This is a genomic window from Micromonospora sp. NPDC000668, from assembly GCF_042897975.1.
Taxonomy (GTDB): domain Bacteria; phylum Actinomycetota; class Actinomycetes; order Mycobacteriales; family Micromonosporaceae; genus Micromonospora.
This window is the reverse complement of sequence record NZ_JBIAYP010000004.1, coordinates 500,736-522,745: the sequence shown is the minus strand read 5'-3', so window position 1 is coordinate 522,745 and position 22,010 is coordinate 500,736. Positions and strand designations below refer to the sequence as shown.

At 73.2% G+C, this 22,010-nt stretch carries 25 protein-coding genes; 12 read left to right on the top strand and 13 right to left on the bottom strand.

The features are described from left to right. Nucleotides 1-95 precede the first annotated feature (95 nt). The 3 genes from ACFY29_RS23235 (at nucleotide 96) to ACFY29_RS23225 (ending at nucleotide 2,042) form a co-directional block, all read left to right on the top strand. Nucleotides 96-1,085 carry an asparaginase gene (locus ACFY29_RS23235; RefSeq protein WP_386989491.1) on the top strand — a complete coding sequence of 330 codons (990 nt, stop codon included), beginning with the start codon at nucleotides 96-98 and terminating at the stop codon, nucleotides 1,083-1,085. 31 nt (nucleotides 1,086-1,116) lie between these two features. Continuing rightward, nucleotides 1,117-1,371: a DUF5522 domain-containing protein gene (locus tag ACFY29_RS23230; RefSeq protein ID WP_386989488.1), complete on the top strand. Its 255-nt coding sequence runs from the start codon at nucleotides 1,117-1,119 to the stop codon at nucleotides 1,369-1,371. A gap of 122 nt (nucleotides 1,372-1,493) precedes the next feature. Continuing rightward, nucleotides 1,494-2,042 (top strand): hypothetical protein, encoded by a 549-nt coding sequence (locus ACFY29_RS23225; RefSeq protein ID WP_386989486.1) that lies wholly within the window; start codon nucleotides 1,494-1,496, stop codon nucleotides 2,040-2,042. 18 nt (nucleotides 2,043-2,060) lie between these two features. On the opposite strand, the gene ACFY29_RS23220 is transcribed toward ACFY29_RS23225, so the two are convergent. Then, nucleotides 2,061-2,750 carry a metal-dependent transcriptional regulator gene (locus ACFY29_RS23220; RefSeq protein ID WP_328424853.1) on the bottom strand — a complete coding sequence of 230 codons (690 nt, stop codon included), beginning with the start codon at nucleotides 2,748-2,750 and terminating at the stop codon, nucleotides 2,061-2,063. Nucleotides 2,751-2,850: 100 nt separating this feature from the next. Between ACFY29_RS23220 and ACFY29_RS23215 the strand changes: the two genes are divergently transcribed. The 3 genes from ACFY29_RS23215 to ACFY29_RS23205 are packed head-to-tail and all read left to right on the top strand — an operon-like array spanning nucleotide 2,851 to nucleotide 7,506. Beyond that, the gene (locus ACFY29_RS23215) at nucleotides 2,851-3,711 is read left to right on the top strand and encodes a sulfurtransferase (protein WP_386989483.1); all 861 of its coding nucleotides are present in this window, start codon (nucleotides 2,851-2,853) and stop codon (nucleotides 3,709-3,711) included. A 48-nt stretch (nucleotides 3,712-3,759) separates the two neighbouring features. Next, nucleotides 3,760-4,941, top strand: a complete 1,182-nt coding sequence (locus ACFY29_RS23210; protein ID WP_386989481.1) for an acetoin utilization protein AcuC — start codon at nucleotides 3,760-3,762, stop codon at nucleotides 4,939-4,941. Between the two features lie 9 nt (nucleotides 4,942-4,950). Beyond that, entirely contained in the window at nucleotides 4,951-7,506 is a 2,556-nt protein-coding gene (locus ACFY29_RS23205; protein WP_386989477.1) for a GNAT family N-acetyltransferase, read from the top strand. A 48-nt stretch (nucleotides 7,507-7,554) separates the two neighbouring features. On the opposite strand, the gene ACFY29_RS23200 is transcribed toward ACFY29_RS23205, so the two are convergent. The 4 genes from ACFY29_RS23200 to sigB all read right to left on the bottom strand — a co-directional run bounded on the left by ACFY29_RS23200 (nucleotide 7,555) and on the right by sigB (nucleotide 9,980). Further along, nucleotides 7,555-7,962: a VOC family protein gene (locus ACFY29_RS23200; RefSeq protein ID WP_386989474.1), complete on the bottom strand. Its 408-nt coding sequence runs from the start codon at nucleotides 7,960-7,962 to the stop codon at nucleotides 7,555-7,557. After that, nucleotides 7,959-8,456 (bottom strand): SRPBCC family protein, encoded by a 498-nt coding sequence (locus ACFY29_RS23195; RefSeq protein ID WP_386989924.1) that lies wholly within the window; start codon nucleotides 8,454-8,456, stop codon nucleotides 7,959-7,961. Before ACFY29_RS23195 ends, ACFY29_RS23200 begins: the two co-directional genes overlap by 4 nt. Before the next feature lie 5 nt (nucleotides 8,457-8,461). Further along, nucleotides 8,462-8,839 carry an ArsR/SmtB family transcription factor gene (locus tag ACFY29_RS23190; protein WP_386989471.1) on the bottom strand — a complete coding sequence of 126 codons (378 nt, stop codon included), beginning with the start codon at nucleotides 8,837-8,839 and terminating at the stop codon, nucleotides 8,462-8,464. 124 nt (nucleotides 8,840-8,963) lie between these two features. After that, on the bottom strand, nucleotides 8,964-9,980 hold the full coding sequence (gene sigB, locus ACFY29_RS23185) for an RNA polymerase sigma factor SigB (RefSeq protein WP_386989468.1): 1,017 nt from the start codon (nucleotides 9,978-9,980) through the stop codon (nucleotides 8,964-8,966). A 230-nt stretch (nucleotides 9,981-10,210) separates the two neighbouring features. On the opposite strand from sigB, the gene ACFY29_RS23180 reads away from it, so the two are divergent. Beyond that, entirely contained in the window at nucleotides 10,211-10,999 is a 789-nt protein-coding gene (locus tag ACFY29_RS23180; protein ID WP_328426374.1) for a sporulation protein, read from the top strand. A 121-nt stretch (nucleotides 11,000-11,120) separates the two neighbouring features. Here ACFY29_RS23180 and dtd read toward each other — a convergent pair whose 3' ends face one another. Next, on the bottom strand, nucleotides 11,121-11,543 hold the full coding sequence (dtd, locus tag ACFY29_RS23175; protein ID WP_328424867.1) for a D-aminoacyl-tRNA deacylase: 423 nt from the start codon (nucleotides 11,541-11,543) through the stop codon (nucleotides 11,121-11,123). Between the two features lie 40 nt (nucleotides 11,544-11,583). After that, nucleotides 11,584-13,068 carry a methyltransferase gene (locus ACFY29_RS23170; protein WP_386989465.1) on the bottom strand — a complete coding sequence of 495 codons (1,485 nt, stop codon included), beginning with the start codon at nucleotides 13,066-13,068 and terminating at the stop codon, nucleotides 11,584-11,586. Between the two features lie 95 nt (nucleotides 13,069-13,163). On the opposite strand from ACFY29_RS23170, the gene ACFY29_RS23165 reads away from it, so the two are divergent. Next, nucleotides 13,164-13,754, top strand: coding sequence for an HhH-GPD-type base excision DNA repair protein (locus ACFY29_RS23165; RefSeq protein ID WP_355608375.1), 591 nt, complete (start codon nucleotides 13,164-13,166; stop codon nucleotides 13,752-13,754). A gap of 9 nt (nucleotides 13,755-13,763) precedes the next feature. Here the strand turns inward: ACFY29_RS23165 and ACFY29_RS23160 are convergent, their stop codons facing one another. Both ACFY29_RS23160 and ACFY29_RS23155 read right to left on the bottom strand, forming a co-directional pair. Next, nucleotides 13,764-14,075, bottom strand: a complete 312-nt coding sequence (locus ACFY29_RS23160; RefSeq protein ID WP_278138095.1) for a hypothetical protein — start codon at nucleotides 14,073-14,075, stop codon at nucleotides 13,764-13,766. 13 nt (nucleotides 14,076-14,088) lie between these two features. Further along, a complete protein-coding gene (locus ACFY29_RS23155) occupies nucleotides 14,089-14,376 on the bottom strand; it encodes a hypothetical protein (RefSeq protein WP_328424873.1) in 288 nt (95 codons plus the stop codon). Nucleotides 14,377-14,480: 104 nt separating this feature from the next. On the opposite strand from ACFY29_RS23155, the gene ACFY29_RS23150 reads away from it, so the two are divergent. Then, nucleotides 14,481-14,840, top strand: coding sequence for a DUF3099 domain-containing protein (locus tag ACFY29_RS23150; protein ID WP_328424875.1), 360 nt, complete (start codon nucleotides 14,481-14,483; stop codon nucleotides 14,838-14,840). Nucleotides 14,841-14,867: 27 nt separating this feature from the next. On the opposite strand, the gene ACFY29_RS23145 is transcribed toward ACFY29_RS23150, so the two are convergent. Continuing rightward, nucleotides 14,868-15,767: a carbohydrate kinase family protein gene (locus ACFY29_RS23145; protein ID WP_386989460.1), complete on the bottom strand. Its 900-nt coding sequence runs from the start codon at nucleotides 15,765-15,767 to the stop codon at nucleotides 14,868-14,870. Continuing rightward, nucleotides 15,764-16,699, bottom strand: coding sequence for a pseudouridine-5'-phosphate glycosidase (locus ACFY29_RS23140; RefSeq protein WP_386989457.1), 936 nt, complete (start codon nucleotides 16,697-16,699; stop codon nucleotides 15,764-15,766). The genes ACFY29_RS23145 and ACFY29_RS23140 overlap by 4 nt, the downstream gene beginning before the upstream one ends. An 89-nt stretch (nucleotides 16,700-16,788) precedes the next feature. On the opposite strand from ACFY29_RS23140, the gene ACFY29_RS23135 reads away from it, so the two are divergent. From ACFY29_RS23135 to ACFY29_RS23125, 3 genes are all read left to right on the top strand, one after another. After that, nucleotides 16,789-17,007, top strand: coding sequence for a DUF3039 domain-containing protein (locus ACFY29_RS23135; RefSeq protein WP_088946800.1), 219 nt, complete (start codon nucleotides 16,789-16,791; stop codon nucleotides 17,005-17,007). A 40-nt stretch (nucleotides 17,008-17,047) separates the two neighbouring features. Continuing rightward, complete coding sequence (locus ACFY29_RS23130; protein ID WP_328424881.1) at nucleotides 17,048-17,710, top strand: trimeric intracellular cation channel family protein; 663 nt, start codon at nucleotides 17,048-17,050, stop codon at nucleotides 17,708-17,710. A gap of 233 nt (nucleotides 17,711-17,943) precedes the next feature. Further along, nucleotides 17,944-19,668 (top strand): DEAD/DEAH box helicase, encoded by a 1,725-nt coding sequence (locus ACFY29_RS23125; protein ID WP_328424883.1) that lies wholly within the window; start codon nucleotides 17,944-17,946, stop codon nucleotides 19,666-19,668. A gap of 246 nt (nucleotides 19,669-19,914) precedes the next feature. Here ACFY29_RS23125 and ACFY29_RS23120 read toward each other — a convergent pair whose 3' ends face one another. Both ACFY29_RS23120 and ACFY29_RS23115 read right to left on the bottom strand, forming a co-directional pair. Next, the gene (locus ACFY29_RS23120) at nucleotides 19,915-20,148 is read right to left on the bottom strand and encodes a hypothetical protein (protein WP_328424885.1); all 234 of its coding nucleotides are present in this window, start codon (nucleotides 20,146-20,148) and stop codon (nucleotides 19,915-19,917) included. A gap of 245 nt (nucleotides 20,149-20,393) precedes the next feature. Continuing rightward, nucleotides 20,394-22,010 carry an RNA polymerase sigma factor gene (locus ACFY29_RS23115; protein ID WP_386989452.1) on the bottom strand — a complete coding sequence of 539 codons (1,617 nt, stop codon included), beginning with the start codon at nucleotides 22,008-22,010 and terminating at the stop codon, nucleotides 20,394-20,396.

Sequence of the window (22,010 nt, the reverse complement as noted above, 5' to 3'; positions counted from 1 at the left end):
ATTTCGCCCCGCCGGCCTGGTCACCGGGCCTGTCGCCGGGGCGGGTACGGTCCCAGGGCCGCCGGCACCGGGGCGGCGGAACGGAGGCTCCACCCGTGTCCATCGCCCTGATCACCCTCGGCGGCACGATCGCCATGGGCGGCGTCGACGCCGGCCGCCCAGGTGTGGTCACCCGACTCACCGGCGCGGATCTCACCGCTGCCGTGCCGGGCCTCGCCGAGCTGGGCGTACCCGTGGACGTGCGGGACACCCAGGCGGTGCCCAGCGCCAACCTCACCGGCCGTCATCTGCTCGACGTGGTCGCTGACGCGTCCCGGGCGGTGGCCGGCGGCGCGACCGGCGTGGTGGTCACCCAGGGCACCGACACGCTGGAGGAGACGGCGTTCCTGGCCGACCTGGTCTGGCCGCACGACGCCCCGCTGGTGTTCACCGGCGCGATGCGCAACCCCACTCTGGCTGGCGCGGACGGGCCGGCGAACCTGCTCGCGGCCCTGCGGGTGGCCGCCGCGCCGGTCGCCCGTGACCTGGGCGTGCTGGTCGCCGTCAACGACGAGGTGCACGCCGCCCGCTGGCTGCGCAAGACGCACAGCACCAGCACCGCCACCTTCGCCGCCCCCAACGCCGGCCCGATCGGGCAGGTGATCGAGGGGGAGGTGCGGGTGCTCACCCGGCCGGCCCGGCACGAGCCGCTGCCGCCGGTCGACCCGGCCCGGCTCGACGCGACCCGGGTGGCCCTGTACGTGCTGACCATGGACGACGACGGGCTGCTGCTGGACGGCCTGGCCGGCAGCCACCAGGGCCTGGTGGTGGCCGGCTTCGGAGTCGGGCACGTGCCCGCCGCGCTGGCCCCGGTGCTCGGGGACCTCGCCGGCCGGATGCCGGTCGTGCTCACCTCCCGCTCCGGGGCCGGGTCAGTGCTGCGACACACCTACGGGGCGGTCGGCTCGGAGACCGACCTGCAACGGCGCGGGCTGCTCAACGGGGGGCTGCTCGACCCGTACAAGGCGCGGGTGCTGCTGCGGCTGCTGCTGGCCGCTGGCGCCGGCCGGGACGAGGTGGCCGCCGCCCTGGCCCGGCACCGCTGACCAGTGGGTCGGGCGTCCCTAGACTGCTGCGGTGACCGGAGAGCGACGACCGTTGGCGGATCGGCCGCTCACCGAGCCGCACCCGTCCCGGCTGCCGCCCGATCACCCCGACCGGGCTCGGATCCTCGCCGCGCACGCCGCCGCGCTGGCCACCGGGGAGGCCGGCTACCTGGACCCGGCGACGGGGTTGTTCGTGCTCAGCGCCGGGTTTCTGGCCCGGCGCGGCACCTGTTGTGGACGCGGCTGCCGGCACTGCCCGTACGTGGACGATCCGCCGGCCGGATGAGCGCGGGCCGGGTCGCGGCGGACCCGCCGAACGAGGGCTTCCGCCGGACCCGGACACCCCGTACGGTTTCCGACGGACATCCGGCGGGCGCCTACCGCCGTCGGTCGGCGAGAGGGTGGAGCGTGCGCGGGCGGATCGTGGTCGCCGGTTTGGCGGGGCTGCTGGTGAGCGGCTGTGCCGCCGACGCCGAGCCGGTGGCGGTGCCGCCGCCGGCGCCGATCGCGGTGGACGTGGCGGCGGCCTCCTCGGGCGGCGCCTGCCGACTGCTGGACTTCACGGTGATCGAGCAGTTGGTGAAGGTGCGCTTCGACGTGGCGGCCGCCAGCGAACGCGGCGACACCCACACCTGCGTGCTCCGGGCCGAGAGCGCGGCGCTGCCGGAGCTGACGTTGACCGTGACCGACACCAAGATCGACAAGGCCACCTTCGGCGCGGACGTGGTGCCCGACAAGGCGGCGAAGGTCACCGGGCTGGGTCAGCAGGCGTACCGGCGGACCGTGGCAGCGGCGGGTGGGCGCGGGCCGGTCGCCGAGGTGGGCTGGCTGGCCACCGAGGGGCGGCTGGCGGAGCTGAGCTGGACCGGCGCCCGCGACACCGAGCGGTCGGCGGCCGAGAAGCTGACCGCCGACCTGATCGCACTGGCCAAGAAGGTGAACACCCGGGCGCTGTGACGCCGGGGCCGGCCTCGGTCAGTTGGCGGCGACGAAGACCCGGGAGGCGACCTCGCGGGGCAGCCGGACCCGGTCCCCGGAGCGGTCGATCGACACCCCGTCGCGCTCCTGGGCCACGGTCACCGTGGCACCCGGGTCGACGCCGGCGGCGTGCAGTTGGCGCAGCACGTCACCGTTGGTCTGCACGCTCTCGCAGATCCGGCGCACCACGACCGGCCCGGAAAGGCCGGGGAAGGCCAGGTTGCGCTCGCCCTCGCCGGCTTCGGCGGTCTCCGCCTCCGGCGAGCCCAGCTCCTCCAGCCCGGGAATCGGGTTGCCGTACGGCGAGCGGGTCGGCCGGTTGAGCAGGTCGTACACCCGCTTCTCCACGGCGTCGCTCATCACGTGCTCCCAGCGGCAGGCCTCTTCGTGGGCCTCCTCGTAGGGCATCCCGATGACGTTGACCAGCAGCAGCTCGGCGAGGCGGTGCTTGCGCATCACGGACACGGCGCTGCCGCGGCCCTGTGCGGTGAGCATCAGGTGCCGGTCGCCCTCAACCGTGAGCAGGCCGTCGCGCTCCATCCGGGCGACGGTCTGGCTCACCGTGGGCCCGCTCTGCTTCAGCCGTTCGGCGATCCGGGCGCGCAGCGGCGGCACACCCTCCTCCTCCAACTCGAGGATGGTGCGTAGGTACATTTCGGTCGTGTCGACCAGGTCGTGAGACTTCATGACGTCAGCGGCCCTCCGGTGCACGATGCTACCTCGGAGAACGCCGATCGACCGCCGCCGAGCCGCGAGCCGACGACCGGGATGGTGTTGGATGGTCGCCATGTCCGGTACCCAGGAGCCGCTGGTCGAGGTCGATCGGCTCGCCGCCGAGCTCGACCGCGCCGATCCGCCCGCCCTGCTCGACGTCCGCTGGCGGCTCACCGGCCCGCCCGGCCGCGACGACTATTTGGCCGGTCACCTGCCCGGCGCGGTCTTCGTCGACCTGGACACCGCACTCTGCGGGCCACCCGGTGCCGGCGGCCGGCATCCACTGCCCGACCCGGCCGCGTTGCAGGCCGCGCTGCGGGCCGCCGGCGTTCGCGCCGGTCACCCCGTGGTGGTGTACGACGGCGGCGACGGACTGGCCGCCGCCCGGGCCTGGTGGACGCTGCGCTGGGCTGGGCACCGCCCGGTCCGCCTGCTGCACGGCGGCTACCCGGCCTGGGTCGCCGCCGGCCAGCCCGTCTCCACCGTGGCGCCCGCCCCGGCCTCGGGCGACGTCGAGGTGCGCCCGGGCGATCTCCCGGTGCTCGACGCGGGGCAGGCCGCCGCGCTGGCGACCGCGGACGACGCCGTGCTGCTCGACGTGCGGGCCGCGCCCCGCTACCGCGGCGAGGTGGAGCCGATCGACCCGGTCGCCGGGCACGTGCCAGGAGCGGCGAACCTGCCCGCCACCGAGTACGTCGGCCCGGACGGGCGCTTCCCGGCCGCCGACGTGCTGCGCGAGCGGTTCGCCGCCGTCGGGGTGACCGGGGCGCGGTCCGTCGGGGCGTACTGCGGCTCCGGGGTGACCGCCGCGCAGGCCGTGCTCGCGCTGCACCTGGCCGGCCGACCGGACGCGGCGCTCTACGTCGGATCGTGGAGCAACTGGGTGGCCGACCCGACCCGGCCGGTCGCCTCCGGACCGACACCCGGTCGCTGACCAGCGCGTGCGATGGGCCGGCGACGGTCCTCGTGCGACGATGGGCTCATGTCCGAGGACACGGTGGTGGTGTGGGACGAGTCGCTGCTCGCCTACGACATGGGCGAGCATCCACTCGACCCGGTCCGGGTGGAGCTGACCATCGCGCTCGCCCGCGAGCTGGGCATCCTGGACCGCCCAGGGGTACGCCTGGTCAAGCCGGAGCCCGCCGACGACGCCCTGCTCGCCCGGGTGCACCAGCCGGCCTACCTGGCTGCGGTGCGCGCCGCGCCGTACGACCCGCTGTTCGCCGGCTACGGGCTGGGCACCTCCGACAATCCGGTCTTCGACGGGATGCACGAGTCCAGCGCGCTGATCGCCGGCGCCACCGTGGCTGCCGCCGAGGCGGTCTGGCGGGGTGACGCCCGGCGAGCCGTGAACGTGGCCGGTGGCCTGCACCACGCGATGCCGGCCCGGGCCTCCGGCTTCTGCGTCTACAACGACCCCGCGGTGGCCATCGCCCGCCTGCTCGACCTGGGCGCCGAGCGGGTCGCGTACGTGGACGTCGACGTGCACCACGGCGACGGGGTGCAGGAGATCTTCTGGGACGACCCTCGCGTGCTCACGGTCAGCCTGCACGAGACCCCACTCGCGCTCTTCCCGGGCACCGGTTTCCCGGACGAGACCGGTGGGCCGGGCGCGCAGGGCACCGCGGTGAACATGCCCCTGCCCCCGGGCGTCAACGACACCGGTTGGCAGCGGGCGTTCCACGCGATCGTGCCGTCGGTGCTGCGGGCGTTCCGACCGCAGGTGCTGGTCAGTCAGTGCGGCGCCGACGGGCACCGGCTGGACCCGCTCGCCGACCTGAACCTGACGGTGGACGGGCAGCGGGCCACCTACCTGGCGTTGCGGGCGCTCGCTGACGAGCTGTGCGACGGCCGCTGGGTGGCCACTGGCGGCGGCGGGTACGCGCTGGTCGAGGTGGTGCCCCGGGCCTGGACCCATCTGCTGGCTGTGGCCACCGGCGCCCCGCTCGACCCGGCGACGCTCACCCCGCCGCCGTGGCGGGCGCTGGCCGCCGCCCGTGGCCCCGGTCGGGAGGTGCCGCTGCGGATGACCGACGACGCGGACCCGTCGTACGAGCCGTGGCAGCCGACCGGCGAGCCGAACGCGGTGGACCGGGCGATCGCGGCCACCCGCAAGACGGTGTTCCCGCTGCTCGGGCTCGACCCGCACGATCCGCGGGACTGAGCCGGGCCGGTGACGACCGTCGACCAGTCGGTGGACGTGCTGCTCAGCGACGGCAGCACCGTCCAACTGCGACCAATCAGTCCGGAGGACGCGCCGGACATCGTGGCGATGCACGGCCGGTTCTCCGAGCGCACCCGCTACCTGCGCTACTTCTCGCCGTACCCGCGCATCCCCGAGCGGGATCTGATCCGCTTCGTCACCGTCGACCATCGCGACCGGGAGGCGTTCGTGGTGCTGGCCGGCGACCAGATCGTCGCGGTCGGCCGCTACGAGCGGCTCGGCCCGCAGGCCCCGGAGGCGGAGGTGGCCTTCGTGGTGGAGGACGCCCACCAGGGCCGGGGCATCGGTTCGGTGCTGATGGAGCACCTGGCCGAGGCCGCCCGGCGCAACGGCATCATGAGTTTCGTCGCCGAGGTGCTGCCGGCCAACGGGACGATGCTGCGGGTCTTCGCCGACTTCGGCTACCAGGTCCAGCGCGAGTACGCCGACGGCGTGGTGCACCTGAGTTTCCCGATCGCGCCCACCGAGGCCACGCTGGAGGTGCAGCGCGGTCGGGAGCATCGCACCGAGGCCCGCTCGATCGCCCGGCTGCTCGCCCCGCGCGGGATCGCCGTCTACGGTGCCAGCGCCACCGGCCAGGGCGTCGGCGCGGCGGTGCTCGGGCACCTGCGCGACGGCGGCTTCACCGGTGCGGTGGTGCCGGTGCATCCGAGCGCGTCGACCGTGGCGGGGCTGCGCGCGTACCGGTCGGCGGTCGACGCCGAGTTGCCGGTGGACCTGGCGGTGGTGGCGGTCCCGCCGGAGGCGGCGACCGCGGTGGTCGCCGACGCGGCCGCTGCGGGAGTGCACGGCCTGGTGGTCATCTCGGCCGGCTTCGGCGAGGCCGGCGCCGAGGGCGCGGCCATGCAGCGGGCGCTGGTCCGCGCGGCGCACGCCGCCGGGATGCGGGTGGTCGGCCCGAACTGTCTCGGCGTGGCCAACACCAACCCGGCGGTACGCCTCAACGCCACCCTCGCCCCGGCGCTGCCTCCAGCCGGTCGGGCCGGCATCTTCAGCCAGTCCGGTGCCTTCGGGGTGGCGCTGCTCGCCGAGGCCGACCGGCGTGGCCTCGGGCTGTCCAGCTTCGTCTCGGCCGGCAACCGGGCCGACGTCTCCGGCAACGACCTGCTCCAGTACTGGCAGGACGACCCCGACACCGACGTGATCATGCTGTACCTGGAGACCTTCGGTAATCCGCGCAAGTTCGCCCGGCTGGCTCGGCGGATCGGCCGGGCCAAACCGGTCGTCGCGCTCGCCTCGCCCGCCCGTCCGGTCGGGGTCGGCGACACCGCCGGGCCGGACGAGGTGGCGGTGGCCGCGCTCTTCGCCCAGTCCGGGGTCATCCGGGTGGACACCGTTCCGGAGCTGCTCGACGTGGGGGTGCTGCTGGCCAACCAGCCACTGCCGGCGGGCGGCCGGGTCGGCGTGGTCGGCAACTCCTCGGCGCTGACCGGCCTGGCGGCGAGCGCCTGCGCCGGGCAGGGCCTCACCGTCGTTGACGGCTACCCCCGTGACGTCGGGCCGAGCGCCGGCGCCGCCGATTTCGCGGCCGCGCTGGCCGAGACGGCGGCCGACGACCGGGTGGACGCGCTGGTGGTGGTCCTCGCCCCACCGCTGCCCGGTCAACCCAGCAATGTGGACGCCGATGTCGCCGCCGCGCTGCCCGCCGCACTCGCGTTGGGTAAGCCGACCGTGGCGACGTTCCTGGTCGGGCGACTGCCGGCCGGGGTGCCGGTGTACGGCGGCGTGGAGGAGGCGGTGCGGGCACTCGCCCGGGTGCACCGGTACGCCGAATGGCTGCGTCGCCCGCCCGGAGTCGCGCCCGAGCTGCCCCGGATCGACCGGACCGCCGCGCAGACCGCGCTGCGCGCCGACCCGCCTGACCCGACCGCGCTACTGGCGGCGTACGGCATCGACGTGGTGGCGTCGGTGCCCGTCGACTCGGTCGACGCCGCGGCCGGCGCGGCGGCGCGGCTGGGCTTCCCGGTCGCGCTCAAGGCCGCCGCCCCGGGGCTGCGGCACCGGCTCGACCTGGGCGCGGTCCGGCTCGACCTGCCCGACGAGTCGACGGTCCGCCGGGCGTACGCCGAGCTGGCGGCGGCCTTCGGCGCGGACGTGCTGGTACAGCCGATGGTCCCGCCCGGGGTGGCCTGCGTGGTGGAGCTGGTGGAAGATCCGGCGTTCGGGCCGGTGGTCGGCTTCGGCCTCGGCGGGGTCGCCACCGAGCTGCTCGGCGACCGGGCCTGGCGGGCGGTGCCGCTGACCGACCGGGACGCCGCAGAGCTGGTCGACGAGCCCCGGGCGGCGCCGCTGCTGCGCGGGCACCGGGGCGCCGCACCGGTCGACCGGGCGGCCCTGGCCGACCTGCTGCTGCGGGTGGGTCAGCTCGCCGACGAGCAGCCCCGGGTGCGCTCGCTGACCCTCAACCCGGTGCTCGCCCGCCCGGACGGCATCTCGGTCCTGCACGCCCAGGTACGGGTCGGCGGCGTGGCCGCCCGACCGGACACCGGCCCCCGCCGCTTGTGAGGGCCCCTTCTCAGCGCGTCCGGTCAGGCCCCTTCTCAGCGGGTCCGGTCAGGCGCGGCTGGAGATCTGCTGGATGGCCCAGGCGTTGCCGTCCGGGTCGGTGAAGAAGACGAAGCCGACGTTGTCCAGCGGGTGCGGCGTGGGGCTCGGGCTGGCGCCCAGCACCTGGATCTCGCTGACCTCCACACCACGTTCGACCAGCTCGGCGCGGGCCCGCTCCAGGTCGGCCACCACCAGTTGCAGTCCCTTGAGCGAGCCCGGCGGCATGTCCGGGACGGCGCCCTTGCCGATCACGACCGAGCAGCCGGACCCGGGCGGGGTCAGCTGGACGATCCGTGCGCCGTCGCCGACCACCGTGTCGTGGTCCACGGCGAAGCCGAGCTGGTCGGCGTAGAACTTCTTTGCCCGGTCCACATCGGAGACCGGCACGATCACCACTTCCAGTGTCCAGTTCATGGTGTCTCTCCTCGCATCGTCGTTGTCAGGTGCAGCAGTTCGGCGAGCCGTGTGAAGCTCTGCCCGACGCCCCGGGCCATCGGGTAGCGCAGTACGGTGTCCCGCCCCTCGGGGGTGGCGTAGCGCAGCGTGGTGGTGACTGTCGTTCGCCCGGCCAGTTCGGTGAACTCGTGGCTGACCAGCGTCTCGCCCGGGTAGGACTGGTCATCGAAGAGCTCGGTGCAGACCAGCAGGTGCGGTGGCTCGATCTGCCGGTAGACCCCGGCCTGGACCATCCGAGCGCCCTCGGGGCCCAGTGACACGTACCGCCACCGTCCGCCGACCCGCAGGTCGACATCGCACTCCGCCAGCCGCCAGCCGCGTGCGCCGTACCACCGGACCAGCAGCTCAGGCTGGGTGAAGGCGGCGAACACCAGGTGCGCCGGTGCGTCGAACAGCCGACTCAACACGATTTCCCGGTCGCCCGGGGCGTGTACGACGAGCGGGTCGCCGATGCCGGTCACCCGTCCGTCCCGTCCAGTCGGGCACGCCGGCGCTCGGCGTCGGTCTGGTCGAGGGCCTGGAGTTCGTCGAGCAGGGCGTCGAGGCGCTGGTAGCTCTCCGCCCAGTAGTCGCGGTAGTCGGCGAGCCAGGCCGTGGCCTCCCGCAGCGGTCGGGCCTCCAGCCGGCACGGTCGGCGCTGGGCGTCCCGCCCCCGGCTGATCAGGCCAGCGCGTTCCAGCACCTTGAGGTGTTTGGAGATGGCCGGCTGGCTCATCGCGAAGGGCTCTGCCAGCTCGGTCACCGTCGCCTCACCGCCCGCGAGCCGGGCCAGGATGGCCCGCCGGGTCGGGTCGGCCAGCGCCGCGAAGGTCGCGTCCAACAGTTCGGTGCCCACCGCCTATAACCTCCTGGTTGTATAACCACATGGTTTCTATCGCGGATCGGTGCCGCCGTCAAGCACCTCGACAGCATGAAAGGCCCCGGCGAACCGCCGAGGCCTTCCATGGGAACCGGGTGCGTCAGCAGGCGTACGCCTCCAGGCGCTGGGCCCGCTCCGGGGCGCGCAGCTTCAGCAGCGTCACCTTCTCGATCTGCCGGATCCGCTCCCGGGACAGGCCGAACTCCCGGCCGACCTCGTCCAGGGTGCGCTGCCGGCCGTCGTCCAGCCCGAACCGGAGCCGGATGACCGCCTGCTCCCGCTGCGACAGGGTGGCCAGCACGATGCTCACCTCGTTGCGCAGCTCGCCCTGCGCGGCCGCGTCGCCCGGCACGCCGCGCGGGTCCACCGCCGCCACGAAGTCACCGAGCGCGCTCTCGCCGTCGTCGCCGACGGCCTGGTCCAGGCTGACCGGCTCCCGGTCGTAGGAGATCAGCTCGATGACCTGGAACTCGGGGATGTCCAGAGCCTGGGCGACCTCGGCGACCGTGGGTTCGCGGCCCAGCGACACCGCCAGCTCGCGGCGGGCCCGGACCATCCGGTTGACCTGCTCGACCATGTGCACCGGGATGCGGATGGTGCGGGCCTGGTCGGCCATCGCGCGGGTGATCGCCTGGCGGATCCACCAGGTGGCGTAGGTGGAGAACTTGTAGCCCTTGGCGTAGTCGAACTTCTCCACCGCGCGAATCAGGCCGAGGTTGCCCTCCTGGATCAGGTCCAGGAAAGCCATCCCGCGACCGGTGTAGCGCTTGGCGATGCTGACCACCAGCCGCAGGTTCGCCTCCAGCAGGTGGTCCTTGGCAGCGCGGCCCTCCGCGACGATCAGCTCCAGATCGGCCCGCAGCTCCGGCGAGACCGGGGTGCAGGTGGACAACTTCTCGTCGGCGAACAGGCCGGCCTCGATCCGCCGGGCCAGGTCGACCTCCTGGGCCGCGGTCAGCAGCTTCGTCCGGCCGATCCCGTTGAGGTACGCCCGAACCAGGTCGGTGGAGATGCCACGCTCATCGGTGGCGTCCAGGTCGGCGAGGACCTCGGTGGCCCCGTCGGTGTCGGTGCTGGCGGCCGGGCGCGTCCGGTGTTCCGTCATCTGCAGGACCATTTCTGTCTCTCCCCGTATCCACGTCTGTGCCGTGCCTCCGGCTCAGTGGTGCCGGTGTGACACACAGCTTGGCGGGCGGGGCGTGAAACGGGAGTGAGGCGATCGGGCACCCGACAGGAATCCGGTCGGATCGGCGGAGCGGTGTGTCGCCCGGTGTGCCTTGCCCGCCCCGGCTACCGTCCCGACCGTCGGCCATCCCGGGTCGGCGGGGACAGCAGATGGAGGATGGTGTGGTCTTCAAGCGGCTCATGAAGGCGATGGGGGTCGGCGGCCCGTCGGTGGAGACGGTGCTGGCCAACCCGAACTGCCGCCCGGGCGGCCAGTTGGAGGGCCGCATCCAGGTCGTCGGCGGTGACCACCAGGTCGACATCGACCACGTGGCGCTCGGCCTGGTCACCCGGGTCGAGGTGGAGAGCGGCGACAACGACTACGACACCACTCAGGAGTTCCACCGCCAGCAGGTCACCGGTGCGTTCCGGCTGGAGCCGGGGCAGCGCCACGACATCCCGTTCCGCTTCGACGTGCCGTGGGAGACGCCGGTCACTGAGCTGTACGGGCAGCACCTGCACGGCATGACGATGGGGCTGCGTACGGAGCTGGAGGTGGCCCGCGCGGTCGACAAGGGCGACCTGGACGCGGTGGCGGTGCACCCGCTGCCGGCGCAGGAGCGCCTGCTGGAGGCGTTGCTGCGACTGGGTTTCCGGTTCGCCCGCGCCGATGTGGAGCGTGGCCACATCTACGGCGTACGGCAGACGCTGCCCTTCTACCAGGAGATCGAGTTCAGCCCGGGGCCGCAGTACGCCCGCTCGATCAACCAGTTGGAGGTCACCTTCATCGCCGACCCGCAGCAGATGCAGGTGGTGCTGGAGGTCGACAAGCGCGGCGGCGTCTTCACCGAGGGCCGCGACGCCTTCGGCCGCTTCACGGTCGACCACGCCACCGCCGACCGCACCGACTGGACCGCCGAACTCGACGGCTGGCTCCGCCAGTCCCTCTCCCGCCGAGGCCTCTTCTCCTAACGGACGTGCTCGACCCCACCTCCCCGGTGATCAAGAGGTTTGCGTCACATCGAGGGCGAGTTCTGACGCGAACCTCTTGATCACCGCTGTGGGGGTGCGGGGGTGGGGGTGCGGGGTGGGGTTAGAGGTCCAGGAGGATGGTTCGGGGGCCGATGTTGGTGCTCTCGACGAGCATGTGGGTGCGGAAGCGGCCGGTCTCGACCGGCGCGCCCCGCTCGCGCAGCGCGGTCACCACGGCGGTGACCAGGGGCTCGGCGACCTCGGCGGGGGCCGCTGCGGTCCAGCTCGGACGGCGACCCTTGCGGGCATCGCCGTAGAGGGTGAACTGGCTGACCACCAGGATCGGCGCACCCGTGTCGGCGGCGGACCGCTCGTCGTCCAGGATGCGCAGCTCGTGCACCTTGCGGGCCATCGTCGCGGCGGTCTCGGCGGTGTCGGTGTGGGTCACCCCGAGCAGCACCAGCAGGCCGTCCTTGATCGCGCCGACCACCGCACCGTCCACCGTCACGCTGGCCCGCCCGACGGTCTGCACCACCGCGCGCATCAGCCGCCCGCCAGCGGCCCGGCCGCCCGTGTCACCCGCATCAGGCGGTCACCGGCTCGATGACGCCGCGCTCCACCAGGTGCGCGACGATCGGGCCGGCCGCCTCGGCCAGCTCATCGGGCGCGACGTCGTGCGCCGCGGCCAGCAGCGCGAGCTGGTCGCGCAGCGGCAGCCGCCCATCGGCGCCCCCGACCAGCGCCAACACCAGCGGGTCGACCTCCTCGGTCCAGCGCAGGCCGTGCGGCATCGCGAGGACCTGCCGGTCCACCGCCCAGCCCTCGTCGCCCATGGTGGCCTCCTGCCGCAGTTGGAGGCCCTCGGCGGCCCGGTAGCGCTCGGCGAGCAGCGCCTCGGTGTCGCGTACCCGAAGGAAGTCCTGGCGGTCGAACCAGGCTGTGACCTGGTCGCCCAGCGGCGGCTGCACCCGCTGGCGCAGCTCCTCCACCCGGACCACCGGGTCAGCGTGCCCGCCCCTGCGCAGCGACACGATGCCGAAGCCGATGGCCTCCACCTTGTGCGCGTCGAACCAGTCCAGCCAGGCGGCCATCCGCTGTGGGTCGGCGCTCTCGCCGACGTCGGTGAGCCACAGGTTGACGTACGCCATCGGGTCGGCCACCTCGCGCTGGATCACCCAGGCGTCCAGGCCGGTCCCCGTGAACCAACCGGAAACCCGCTCGTCCCACTCCTCGCCGGCGACGTGCACCCAGTTCGCCAGGTACTGCATGGTGCCGCCCTCGGTGAGCAGGTCGGGGGCGGCGGCAGCCAGTTCGGCGCCGATCGCGTCACCCACCCGACCGGAGTCGCGGTAGACGTGCGTGGTGGTGCCCGGGCCCACCACGAAGGGCGGGTTACTCACCACCAGGTCGAAGCGCCGGCCGGCCACCGGCGCGACCATGTCGCCGCGCAGCAGTTCCCAGTCCTGGCCGTTGAGCGCGGCGGTGGTCGCGGCGAAGCGCAGGGCCCGCACCGAGAGGTCGGTGGCGGTCACCGAGCCCGCGTGGGTGGCCAGGTGCAGGGCCTGGATGCCGGAGCCGGTGCCCAGGTCCAGCGCGGTGTCGACCGGCCGACGGACGGTCGCGCCGATCAGGGTGTGGGTGGCCCCGCCGAGGCCGAGCACGTGCTCGGCGTGCAGCGGTCGGCCCGGCCGGGCGCTGGCCGGCACGTCGGCGAGCACCCACCAGTCGTCGCCGTACGGTTCGAGGTCGACGCCGGCGCGCAGGCCGTCGCCGTGCCGCTCAACCAGCCCGCCGGCCACCGCCTCGTCGATGCTCAGCGGCGCCAGCGCGGCGGCCACCGTCGCCTCCGACTCGGTCTGGTCGCAGATGAACACCCGGATCAGGGTGCCGAGCGGATCGCGGTCCTCGGTCGCCCGCAGCGCGGCCCGGTAGTCGTTGCGCGCGACCGCGCCGGTCGCCTGCGCGCCGAGCCGGTTCGCGATCCCGTTGCTGGTGAACCCGGCCCCGGTCAGCGCGGTCCGCAGCGCGTCGACGCCAGCGGGGGAGAGCAGCATGTCGTGTTCGTCCACGCCGCCATCCTGCCCCCCGTTGTGTCCCCGGTCAGCGCCACCCACCGGATCCGACCCGGAGCGTCGGTGTTCGCCCGGCTGGGCGGCCGGGCAGGATGGTGTGCATGACGCTCGTGCTACCCATCGACCCGGAGGCCAACCTGCTGCTGGAGCGCAGCCCGCTGGCCAGACTCCTTGGCATGGTTCTTGATCAACAAGTGCCGATGGAGAAGGCATTCTCCTCGCCGTACGTGCTGGAGCAGCGGCTCGGCCACGACCTGGACGCGGCGGAGCTGGCCGGGTACGACCCGGAGGCCCTGGTCGCGATCTTCGCCACCCCGCCCGCGCTGCACCGGTTTCCGAAGGCGATGGCGGCCCGGGTGCAGGAGGTGTGCCAGGTCCTGGTGGACCGCTACGACGGCGACGCCGCCCTGCTCTGGTCCGACGTCGCCGACGGGCCCGAGCTGTTTCGCCGGGTCGCCGAGCTGCCCGGCTTCGGCAAGCAGAAGGCGCAGATCTTCGTGGCCCTGCTCGGCAAGCGGTTCGGGGTGACCCCGCAGGACTGGCGGGAAGCGGCCGGCGGGTACGGCGACCCGGGCGCGTACCGGTCGGTGGCCGACGTCACCGACGCCGACTCGCTGCGCAAGGTGCGGGAGTACAAGCAGCAGATGAAGGCGGCGGCGAAGGCGAAAACCGCGGGCAGCTGACCCGATCGCTCAGGCGGCGGTGGGGTGGGCCAGCGAGGCCAGCGCACGCCGGACGTCGGCGAGCGAGACGGTGGCGGAGTCGTCCAGGTCGGCCAGGCCGGCCTCGATCCACTGACGCATGAGCGTGGTGACCCCGATGCCCCGGGCGTCGGCGGCGGCCCGCACCCGCTCGTAGGTGTCCAGCGGCAGCCGGACCGATCGGCTCACCATCGGCACGTCGGTGTCGGGGGTGGGCAGATCCACCGCCGGGCTCTCATCGATCAGCTCGGCGATCCGGTCGTCGCCGCTGTGGAACTGCTTGGTCGCGTCGTTACGGTGCATCGTCACGGCCTCCTCATCGGCGAGATCTCCGCACGGCCTCGTCGTAGCGCTTGGACTCGACGTCGCTCAGCTCGCGAGCGGAGAGGATGTCCCAGTCGTTGTCGGTGCCATCGGCCTCGGCGAGCAGCACCGCCAGTCGGCGGCCCCGCCGGGCGACGGCGTAGACGACCATCACGTCGTCGCCCAGGTGGCGAATCACCCGTCGGGCGCTGTGCAGCGCCTCCCAGACTTCCCCGGGCGTGACGTCGTAGACCCTCAGGTTGGCCAACGCCTCATCGGTGAAGCTGAACCTGCTGCCCACGTCGCGGAGCGTACCACGGGCGTAACACGCGACGGGATGAGTCGAATTTCGCTGATCACGGCGACGCGGTGACAGGATGGGGCGTAATCCCCTCGAGGAGGTCCATGGTGAAGCGTCAGGCGTACCAGCCGATTCTGATCACCGACGCCTCGCGCAGCCAGGACGATCAGCTCACCAGCCGTCAGCGCCGCTATGTCCTGATGATGTGCATCAGGGTCGCCTGCATCGTTGTCGGCGCGATCCTGGTTGGCGTGAACGCCCCACTGCTCTGGCTCTGGCTGTCGCTGTGTGCCCTCGGCATGGTGCTCATCCCGTGGCTGGCCGTGCTGCTGGCCAACGACCGGCCGCCCAAGGAAGAGCACCGGCTGGCCAACCGGTTCCACCCGCGCCAGCATGACGACACCCCGCCGATGAGCCTCACCGCCGACGAGCGCCCGCACAAGGTCATCGACGCCGAACCCTGACCCGCGTGCGGGCCAGGGTCCGGCAGGTCACGGCCGCGGCCGGGCGCCGATCGTGGAGACGGCCAGCGCGCCCAGGTCGGTGGCGCGGTTCAGCGCCGCCGCCGGGGTGGCGCCGGCGAGCCAGGCGGTGAGCAGACCGGCCGCGAAGGCGTCGCCGGCACCGGTGACGTCCACCACCGTCACCCGCCGGGCCGGGGCCACGCTGACCGTGTCCGTGCGGTCGACCCAGACCGCGCCGGCCGCGCCGCCCTTGACCACCACCCGCCGGGCGGTCGCCGACAGCGCCCGCCCCTGCGCCGCCGGGTCCAGGCCGCCGGCCAGCGCCGTCGCCTCGTCCGCGTTGAGCAGCAGCAGGTCGACGTCGCGTACCCAGCCCAGGAAGGCCGCCGCGCCGACCCGCCGCAGCGGCGCCGCGGAGGCCGCGTCGACGCTGGTGGTGAGCCCGCGCTCGCGGGCGGCGGCGAGCGCCCGCAGCCCGGCGCCGCGCGACCCGGCGTCCAACAGGGTGTACGCGGACAGGTGCAGATGCCCGGCGTCGGGCACCGCCGCGATGGCCCGCTCGACGTGCTCGGCGCTCAGCCGCAGGTTCGCGCCCCGCTGGCTGACCATGGTGCGCTCGCCATCGGTGGCCAGCACGATCACCATGCCGGTCGGGACGCCCTCGACCCGGTCGATCGCGCAGTCGACGCCCGCCCGGTCGAGTTCGGCTATCCGGTCCCGCCCCGCGTCGTCGTCGCCGACCGCGGCGACGAGCGTGACGTCAACCCCCTGCGCGGCGACCCAGGCGGCGGTGTTGGCCGCCTGCCCACCCCCACCAAGGCTGATCTCGGCCGCGGTGTCCGAGCCGGCCGCGAGCGGCCCGGACAGCACGGCGACCACATCGGTGATCACGTCCCCGACGACGACCACCCGGGCCGGGTGGGTCATGCCGGTACGGCGGTGGAGCGGGCGGCCGAGGCCACCGCGATCCGCGCGGCCAGGTCGGCGTTGCGCAGGATGATCCGGACGTTCACCGCCAGGCTCGCGCCCTCGGTGGCCGAGTGGAAGTGCGCCAGCAGGTACGGGGTCACGGCCTTGCCGGTCACCCCGTCCCGGTCCAGCCGGGCCAGGCCGTCGGCGAGGGTCCGGTCGTGCAGCTTCGGGTCGAGCTGCTCGTCGACCGGCAGCGGGTTGGCGATGATCAGTCCGCCGGCGTGCACGGCCTGCCGGTCACGGGCGGCGAGCACGGCGGCGACCTGCTCCGGCGAGTCCACCGACCAGTCCAGGTCGAAGCCGCCGTCGGTGAGGTAGAAGCCGGGGAACCGGTGGGTGCGGTAACCGACCACGGCGACCCCGAGGGTCTCCAGCCGCTCCAGCGTCGCGCCTACGTCGAGGATCGACTTGACCCCGGCGCAGACCACCGCGATCGGGGTCCGGGCCAGGGTGATCAGGTCCGCCGACTCGTCGAAGGTGTGCGCGGCCTCCCGGTGCACCCCACCCAGACCGCCGGTGGCGAACACCCCGATCCCGGCGCCGGCGGCCACCGCGCTGGTCGCGGCCACGGTGGTGGCACCGTCCGCGCCGGTCGCTGCCGCCACCGCGAGGTCGCGGACGGAGAGCTTGGTCACACCATCGACGGTGGCCAGCCGGGTCAGCTGCGCGTCGTCCAGGCCGACCACCAGCTCGCCGCCGATCATGCCGATCGTCGCCGGTACCGCTCCGGCGTCCCGGACCGTCTGCTCGATCTCCCGGGCCACGCGCAGGTTCTCCGGCCGGGGCAGGCCGTGCGAGACGATGGTGCTCTCCAGGGCGACGACGGGCCGGCCGTCGTGCAGGGCCTCGGCCACCTCGGTGCCGTAGCTGATGCGAAAGTCAGTCACGGGGGGCACGGTACGGGGTGGGGCTTCGGCCGGCCTCAAGTGGACCCGGCCGTGATGACCTGCCAAACTTGACGGTTGGAGGTGCAGACGTGAGCACAGAGGTTCTCGAGCGTCCGGAGCTGAAGGACGCCGACACCGGTCCTGAGATGTTCCACTACGTCCGCAAGGAGAAGATCGCCGAGAGTGCCGTCATGGGCACCTACGTCGTGGCGCTCTGCGGGGAGACCTTCCCGGTCACCAAGGCGGCCAAGCCGGGCTCGCCGGTCTGCCCCAAGTGCAAGGAGATCTACGACTCGTACCGCGAGTGAACGCCGGCCGGCGTTCCGGCCGGCGACGTAGCCTGCGGCGGTGACCACCTCCACCGCCCTGCTCCTCGCCGACCTGACCGGGGTGGCCGTGTTCGCCGCCTCGGGGGCCTCGGCCGCGGTGGCCAAACGGCTCGACCTGTTCGGTGTCGCGTTCGTCGGCTTCGTGGCCGCCCTCGGCGGTGGGATCCTCCGGGACCTGGTCATCGACGAGGTGCCACCGCTGGCCTTCGCCGACTGGCGGTACGTGGCCACCGCCGCGGTCACCGCCCTCGCCGTCTTCTGGCTGCACCCACAGTTGGCCCGGCTGCGCACCACGGTGCTGGTGCTGGACGCGGCGGGCCTCGGGCTGTTCACCGTGACCGGCACGCTCAAGGCGCTCGACGCCCGGGTGCCGGCGGTCGGCGCCTGCCTGATCGGCATGCTCACCGCGATCGGCGGAGGGCTCGGCCGGGACCTGCTCACCGCCGAGATCCCGGTGGTGCTGCGCCGGGAGATCTATGCCGTGGCCGCGCTGGTCGGGTCGGTCGCGGTGGCACTGCTGTACGTCGCCGGGCAGACCGGGCCCGCACCGCTCACCGCCGCCGCCGTACTGGTCTTCGGGCTGCGTCTGATCGCGCTGCGCCGACGCTGGTCCGCCCCGGTGGCGACGATGCGCCCGCCGCGCACCAGCGGGGCGGATCCCCGCACCGACCGGGAGTGGTGACGCGCTCGCGCTGACCGAGTGTCGGGGCCGGGCACCCGTGCGAGGGGGTCGTGGGGCGCTGCGGGCGGGGGTGGTGGATGTGACCAGCGTGGCGTCGCCTGGGCCGCAGCGCCCGCGCTGGTTATGCTGAGTCGGCCTTCGCGGCAGCTTCTGCGCGGAGGCGTTTTCATGGGCGGCGGTACTCGTGGCCCTCGCCCCGGATCCGCCGTCGTGCGGTCGGAGAGGAGCTTCGCGTGGCAGCCCGGACGCCGGTGCTTGAGACGTTCCCGGCCCTACGCGCCTGGCAGCGCAAAGCCCTGGTGGAGTACCTGCGCCGACGCACCGAGGACTTCACGGCGGTCGCCACGCCGGGTGCCGGCAAGACCACCTTCGCCCTGCGGATCGCGGCCGAGTTGCTCGGCGACGGCACGGTGGAGGCGGTCACCGTGGTCGCCCCAACCGAGCACCTGAAGAACCAGTGGGCGGACGCCGCCGCCCGGGTGGGCATCCAACTCGACGCCGCCTTCCGTAACGCGGACGTGCACTCCGCGGCCGACTTCCACGGCGCCGTGGTCACCTACGCCCAGGTGGGGATGGCCCCGCAGGTGCACCGTCGGCGCACCATGACCCGGCGCACCCTGGTCATCCTCGACGAGATCCACCACGCGGGCGACTCCCGATCCTGGGGCGACGGGGTGAAGAACGCCTTCGAGCCCGCCGTACGCCGGCTCATGCTCACCGGCACGCCGTTCCGCTCCGACGACAACCCGATCCCGTTCGTCAGCTACGAGCGGGGCGGTGACGGGCTGCTCCGCTCCCGCGCCGACTCGGTGTACGGCTACTCCGACGCGCTGCGCGACGGCGTGGTCCGGCCGGTGCTCTTCCTGGCGTACTCCGGGGAGACCCGCTGGCGGACCAACGCGGGGGAGGAGTTGGCGGCCCGCCTCGGCGAGCCGATGACCCAGGACCTGGTGGCGCAGGCGTGGCGTACCGCGCTGGACCCGGCCGGAGACTGGATGCCGCAGGTGCTGCGGGCCGCTGATGCCCGGCTCACCGTGCTGCGCAACGCCGGGATGGCCGACGCCGGCGGGCTGATCATTGCCACCGACCAGCAGACCGCCCGCTCGTACGCCAAGCTGATCGAGCAGGTGACCGGCGAGAAGGCCGCCGTGGTGCTCTCCGACGACCTGGGCGCGTCCGCACGGATCGCGACATTCGCGGCGTCCGAGCAGCGGTGGCTGGTCGCGGTGCGGATGGTGTCCGAGGGTGTGGACATCCCGCGGCTCGCCGTCGGGGTCTATGCCACCAGTGCCAGCACCCCGCTCTATTTCGCCCAGGCGATCGGCCGGTTCGTCCGCGCACGCCAGTCCGGGGAGACCGCGTCGGTCTTCCTGCCCAGCGTGCCGCACCTGCTCGGGCTGGCCAGCGAGATGGAGACCGAGCGGGACCACGTACTCGGCAAACCCAAGGAAGCCGACGGTTTCGACGACGATCTGCTGGAGCGTGCCCAGCGCGACGACCAGGCCAGCGGGGAGCTGGAGAAGCGGTTCGCCGCGCTCTCCGCCACCGCCGAGCTGGACCAGGTGATCTTCGACGGCGCGTCCTTCGGCACCGCGGCCCAGGCCGGCACCCCCGAGGAGGAGGAGTACCTCGGCCTGCCCGGTCTGCTCACCGCCGATCAGGTCTCCCTGCTGCTGACCAAGCGACAGACCGAGCAACTCGCCGCCCAGCGCCGCCGCACGGCCGCTCAGCCGGCCGCTGCGCCCACCGTGGCGCCGCCGGCACCCATGAGCGCCGCCCAGCGCCGGGTGGCGCTCCGGCGGCAACTGAACGCTCTGGTGGCCGCCCGGCACCACCGCACCGGCCAGCCGCACGGCAAGATCCACGCGGAGCTGCGCCGACTCTGCGGCGGCCCGCCGAGTGCCCAGGCCACCATCGAGCAGCTAGAGGAACGCATCGCCACCGTGCAGACCCTCTGACCCCACCGGCCCCACCCGCACCGACCACCCCCGCCCCCCGCCCCGGGTGACCGGCGCTGCCCGGGGTCCGGCTGCGTCAGCTCTCCATGATCGTGCTCGATCCAGGATCCAGTGGCATCCCCGTGTCGGTGAGGCCACTACTTCCAGGATCGAGCACGATCGTGGGCGCGGGGGTTTGGTGGGCAGAGAAAAGCCGACCGGAGACACCCTCGGGGGGCCTCCGGTCGGCTATGTCGGGTTGCGGGTTTAGTTTTCCATCAGGTCGGCGCCACGCCAGCTGAACTCGGGGTCCGTCGCGAACCGGACGGTGATCTTCACGAGATCCTCCGCGTACTTGTTCGCGTGGTGCCCACAGAACACCAACTCGCTACCACCCGCCAGAGTGATCCGGAGCTTGCCGGCAGCATTGCAGCGGTCGCACCGTTCATCGGCGGCTGGGGGAGCCACCGTTGCGGGCGGCGGCGTGAGGGTCGGGGTCATCGCCTTCCTCCTCTGGTCGTCACCGATGAACAATCTCTTCGGTCGTTGCTCACCTATCGTGCAACACCCATGCTGGGCCGTGCCTTCCCTGTGTGCCCGCGGGGGACCGAGGTCACACATGGCAGGGACAGTGTGCCGTGCACCCAGGGTGCCACGTCAACGATCACATTCGTGCATCCGGACGATCACCATCTGGCGTTGCACACCAGGTGGTCAAAACGACACGTTCGGTTGACGAAACCTGCTCAGTCCAGGTAATCCCGGAGGACCTGCGACCGGGACGGGTGACGCAGTTTGGACATCGTCTTGGACTCGATCTGCCGGATCCGCTCCCGGGTCACCCCGTAGACCTGGCCGATCTCGTCCAGCGTCCGCGGCTGGCCGTCGGTCAGGCCGAAGCGCAAACGCACCACACCCGCCTCACGCTCGGAGAGCGTCTGCAGCACCTGCTGGAGCTGGTCCTGCAGGAGCGAGAACGAGACGGCGTCGACCGCGACCACGGCCTCGGAATCCTCGATGAAGTCACCGAGCTGGCTGTCGCCCTCGTCGCCGATGGTCTGGTCCAGCGAGATGGGCTCCCGGGCGTACTGCTGGATCTCCAGCACCTTCTCCGGTGTGATGTCCATCTCTTTGGCCAGCTCCTCCGGAGTGGGCTCGCGGCCCAGATCCTGGAGCAGCTCGCGCTGTATGCGGCCGAGCTTGTTGATGACCTCGACCATGTGCACCGGGATGCGGATGGTGCGGGCCTGGTCGGCCATCGCGCGGGTGATCGCCTGCCGGATCCACCAGGTGGCGTAGGTGGAGAACTTGTAGCCCTTGGTGTAGTCGAACTTCTCCACCGCGCGGATCAGGCCGAGGTTGCCCTCCTGGATCAGGTCGAGGAAAGCCATCCCGCGCCCCGTGTACCGCTTGGCCAGCGAGACCACCAGGCGGAGGTTCGCCTCCAGCAGGTGGTTCTTGGCCCGCTCACCGTCGCGGGAGATCCAGCCCAGGTCGCGGACCATCTCGCGGCTGAGCTTCTCCTCGCCCTCGTCGGCCGCGCGCAGCCGCTCGGCGGCGTAGAGCCCGGCCTCGATCCGCTTGGCCAGCTCCACCTCCTGCTCGGCGTTGAGCAGCGGGACCTTGCCGATCTGCTTGAGGTACGCACGGACCGAGTCGGCGGAGGCGGTCAGCTCGGCGTCCCGCCGGGCCTGCTTGAGCGCCTCGGACTCCTCGTCGTCCCACTCGAAGTCGTTGTCGGTGGCCGAGGCGGCGGCGTCGGTCTCGGCGGCCTGGGCCAGCTCGGCCGGCTCCTCGACGACCACGTCCTCGATCGTGGCGGCGAGCTCCTCCGGGTCGATCTCACCCTCGGCGCCCTCGCCCTTGGCCTTGCCGCCGGCCTTGGCCGGCTTGGCGCCAGCGGCCGCGGCGACCGTCGCCTTGGTGGCCCGGGTCGACCTGGTCGCCTTCGCCGGCGTCGCCGCCGCTGCGGCGACCTCGGCGGTGCCGCCGGTGGCCTTGCGCGCGGCCACCTTCCGCGGAGCCGGCGCCGATGGCGCCTCGTCTGCGGCGGGCGCCTGCTTCGGCGCCGGCGCGACGGCCTTCTTGGTGGTCTTGGCGGTGGTGGCCCGGGACGCCGGCGTGGTCGAGCGGGCCGCGGCGACCCGGCGGCGGGTGCTCGCCGAGCCGTCCACCACCACGGTCACTCCCGCCTCGGAGAGCGCCCGCAGAATCTTCTTGGCCTGGGCCGGAGTCACCTCGGCGGACTCGACGGTGCGCGCGAGCTGGGCCGACGTGAGCTGACCACCGGCGCTCTGCGCGTGGGCGATCAGGGTGTCGGTGAGCGAGCGAACGTCGGCGCCGGTCTGGCGGGGTTCTGTCAC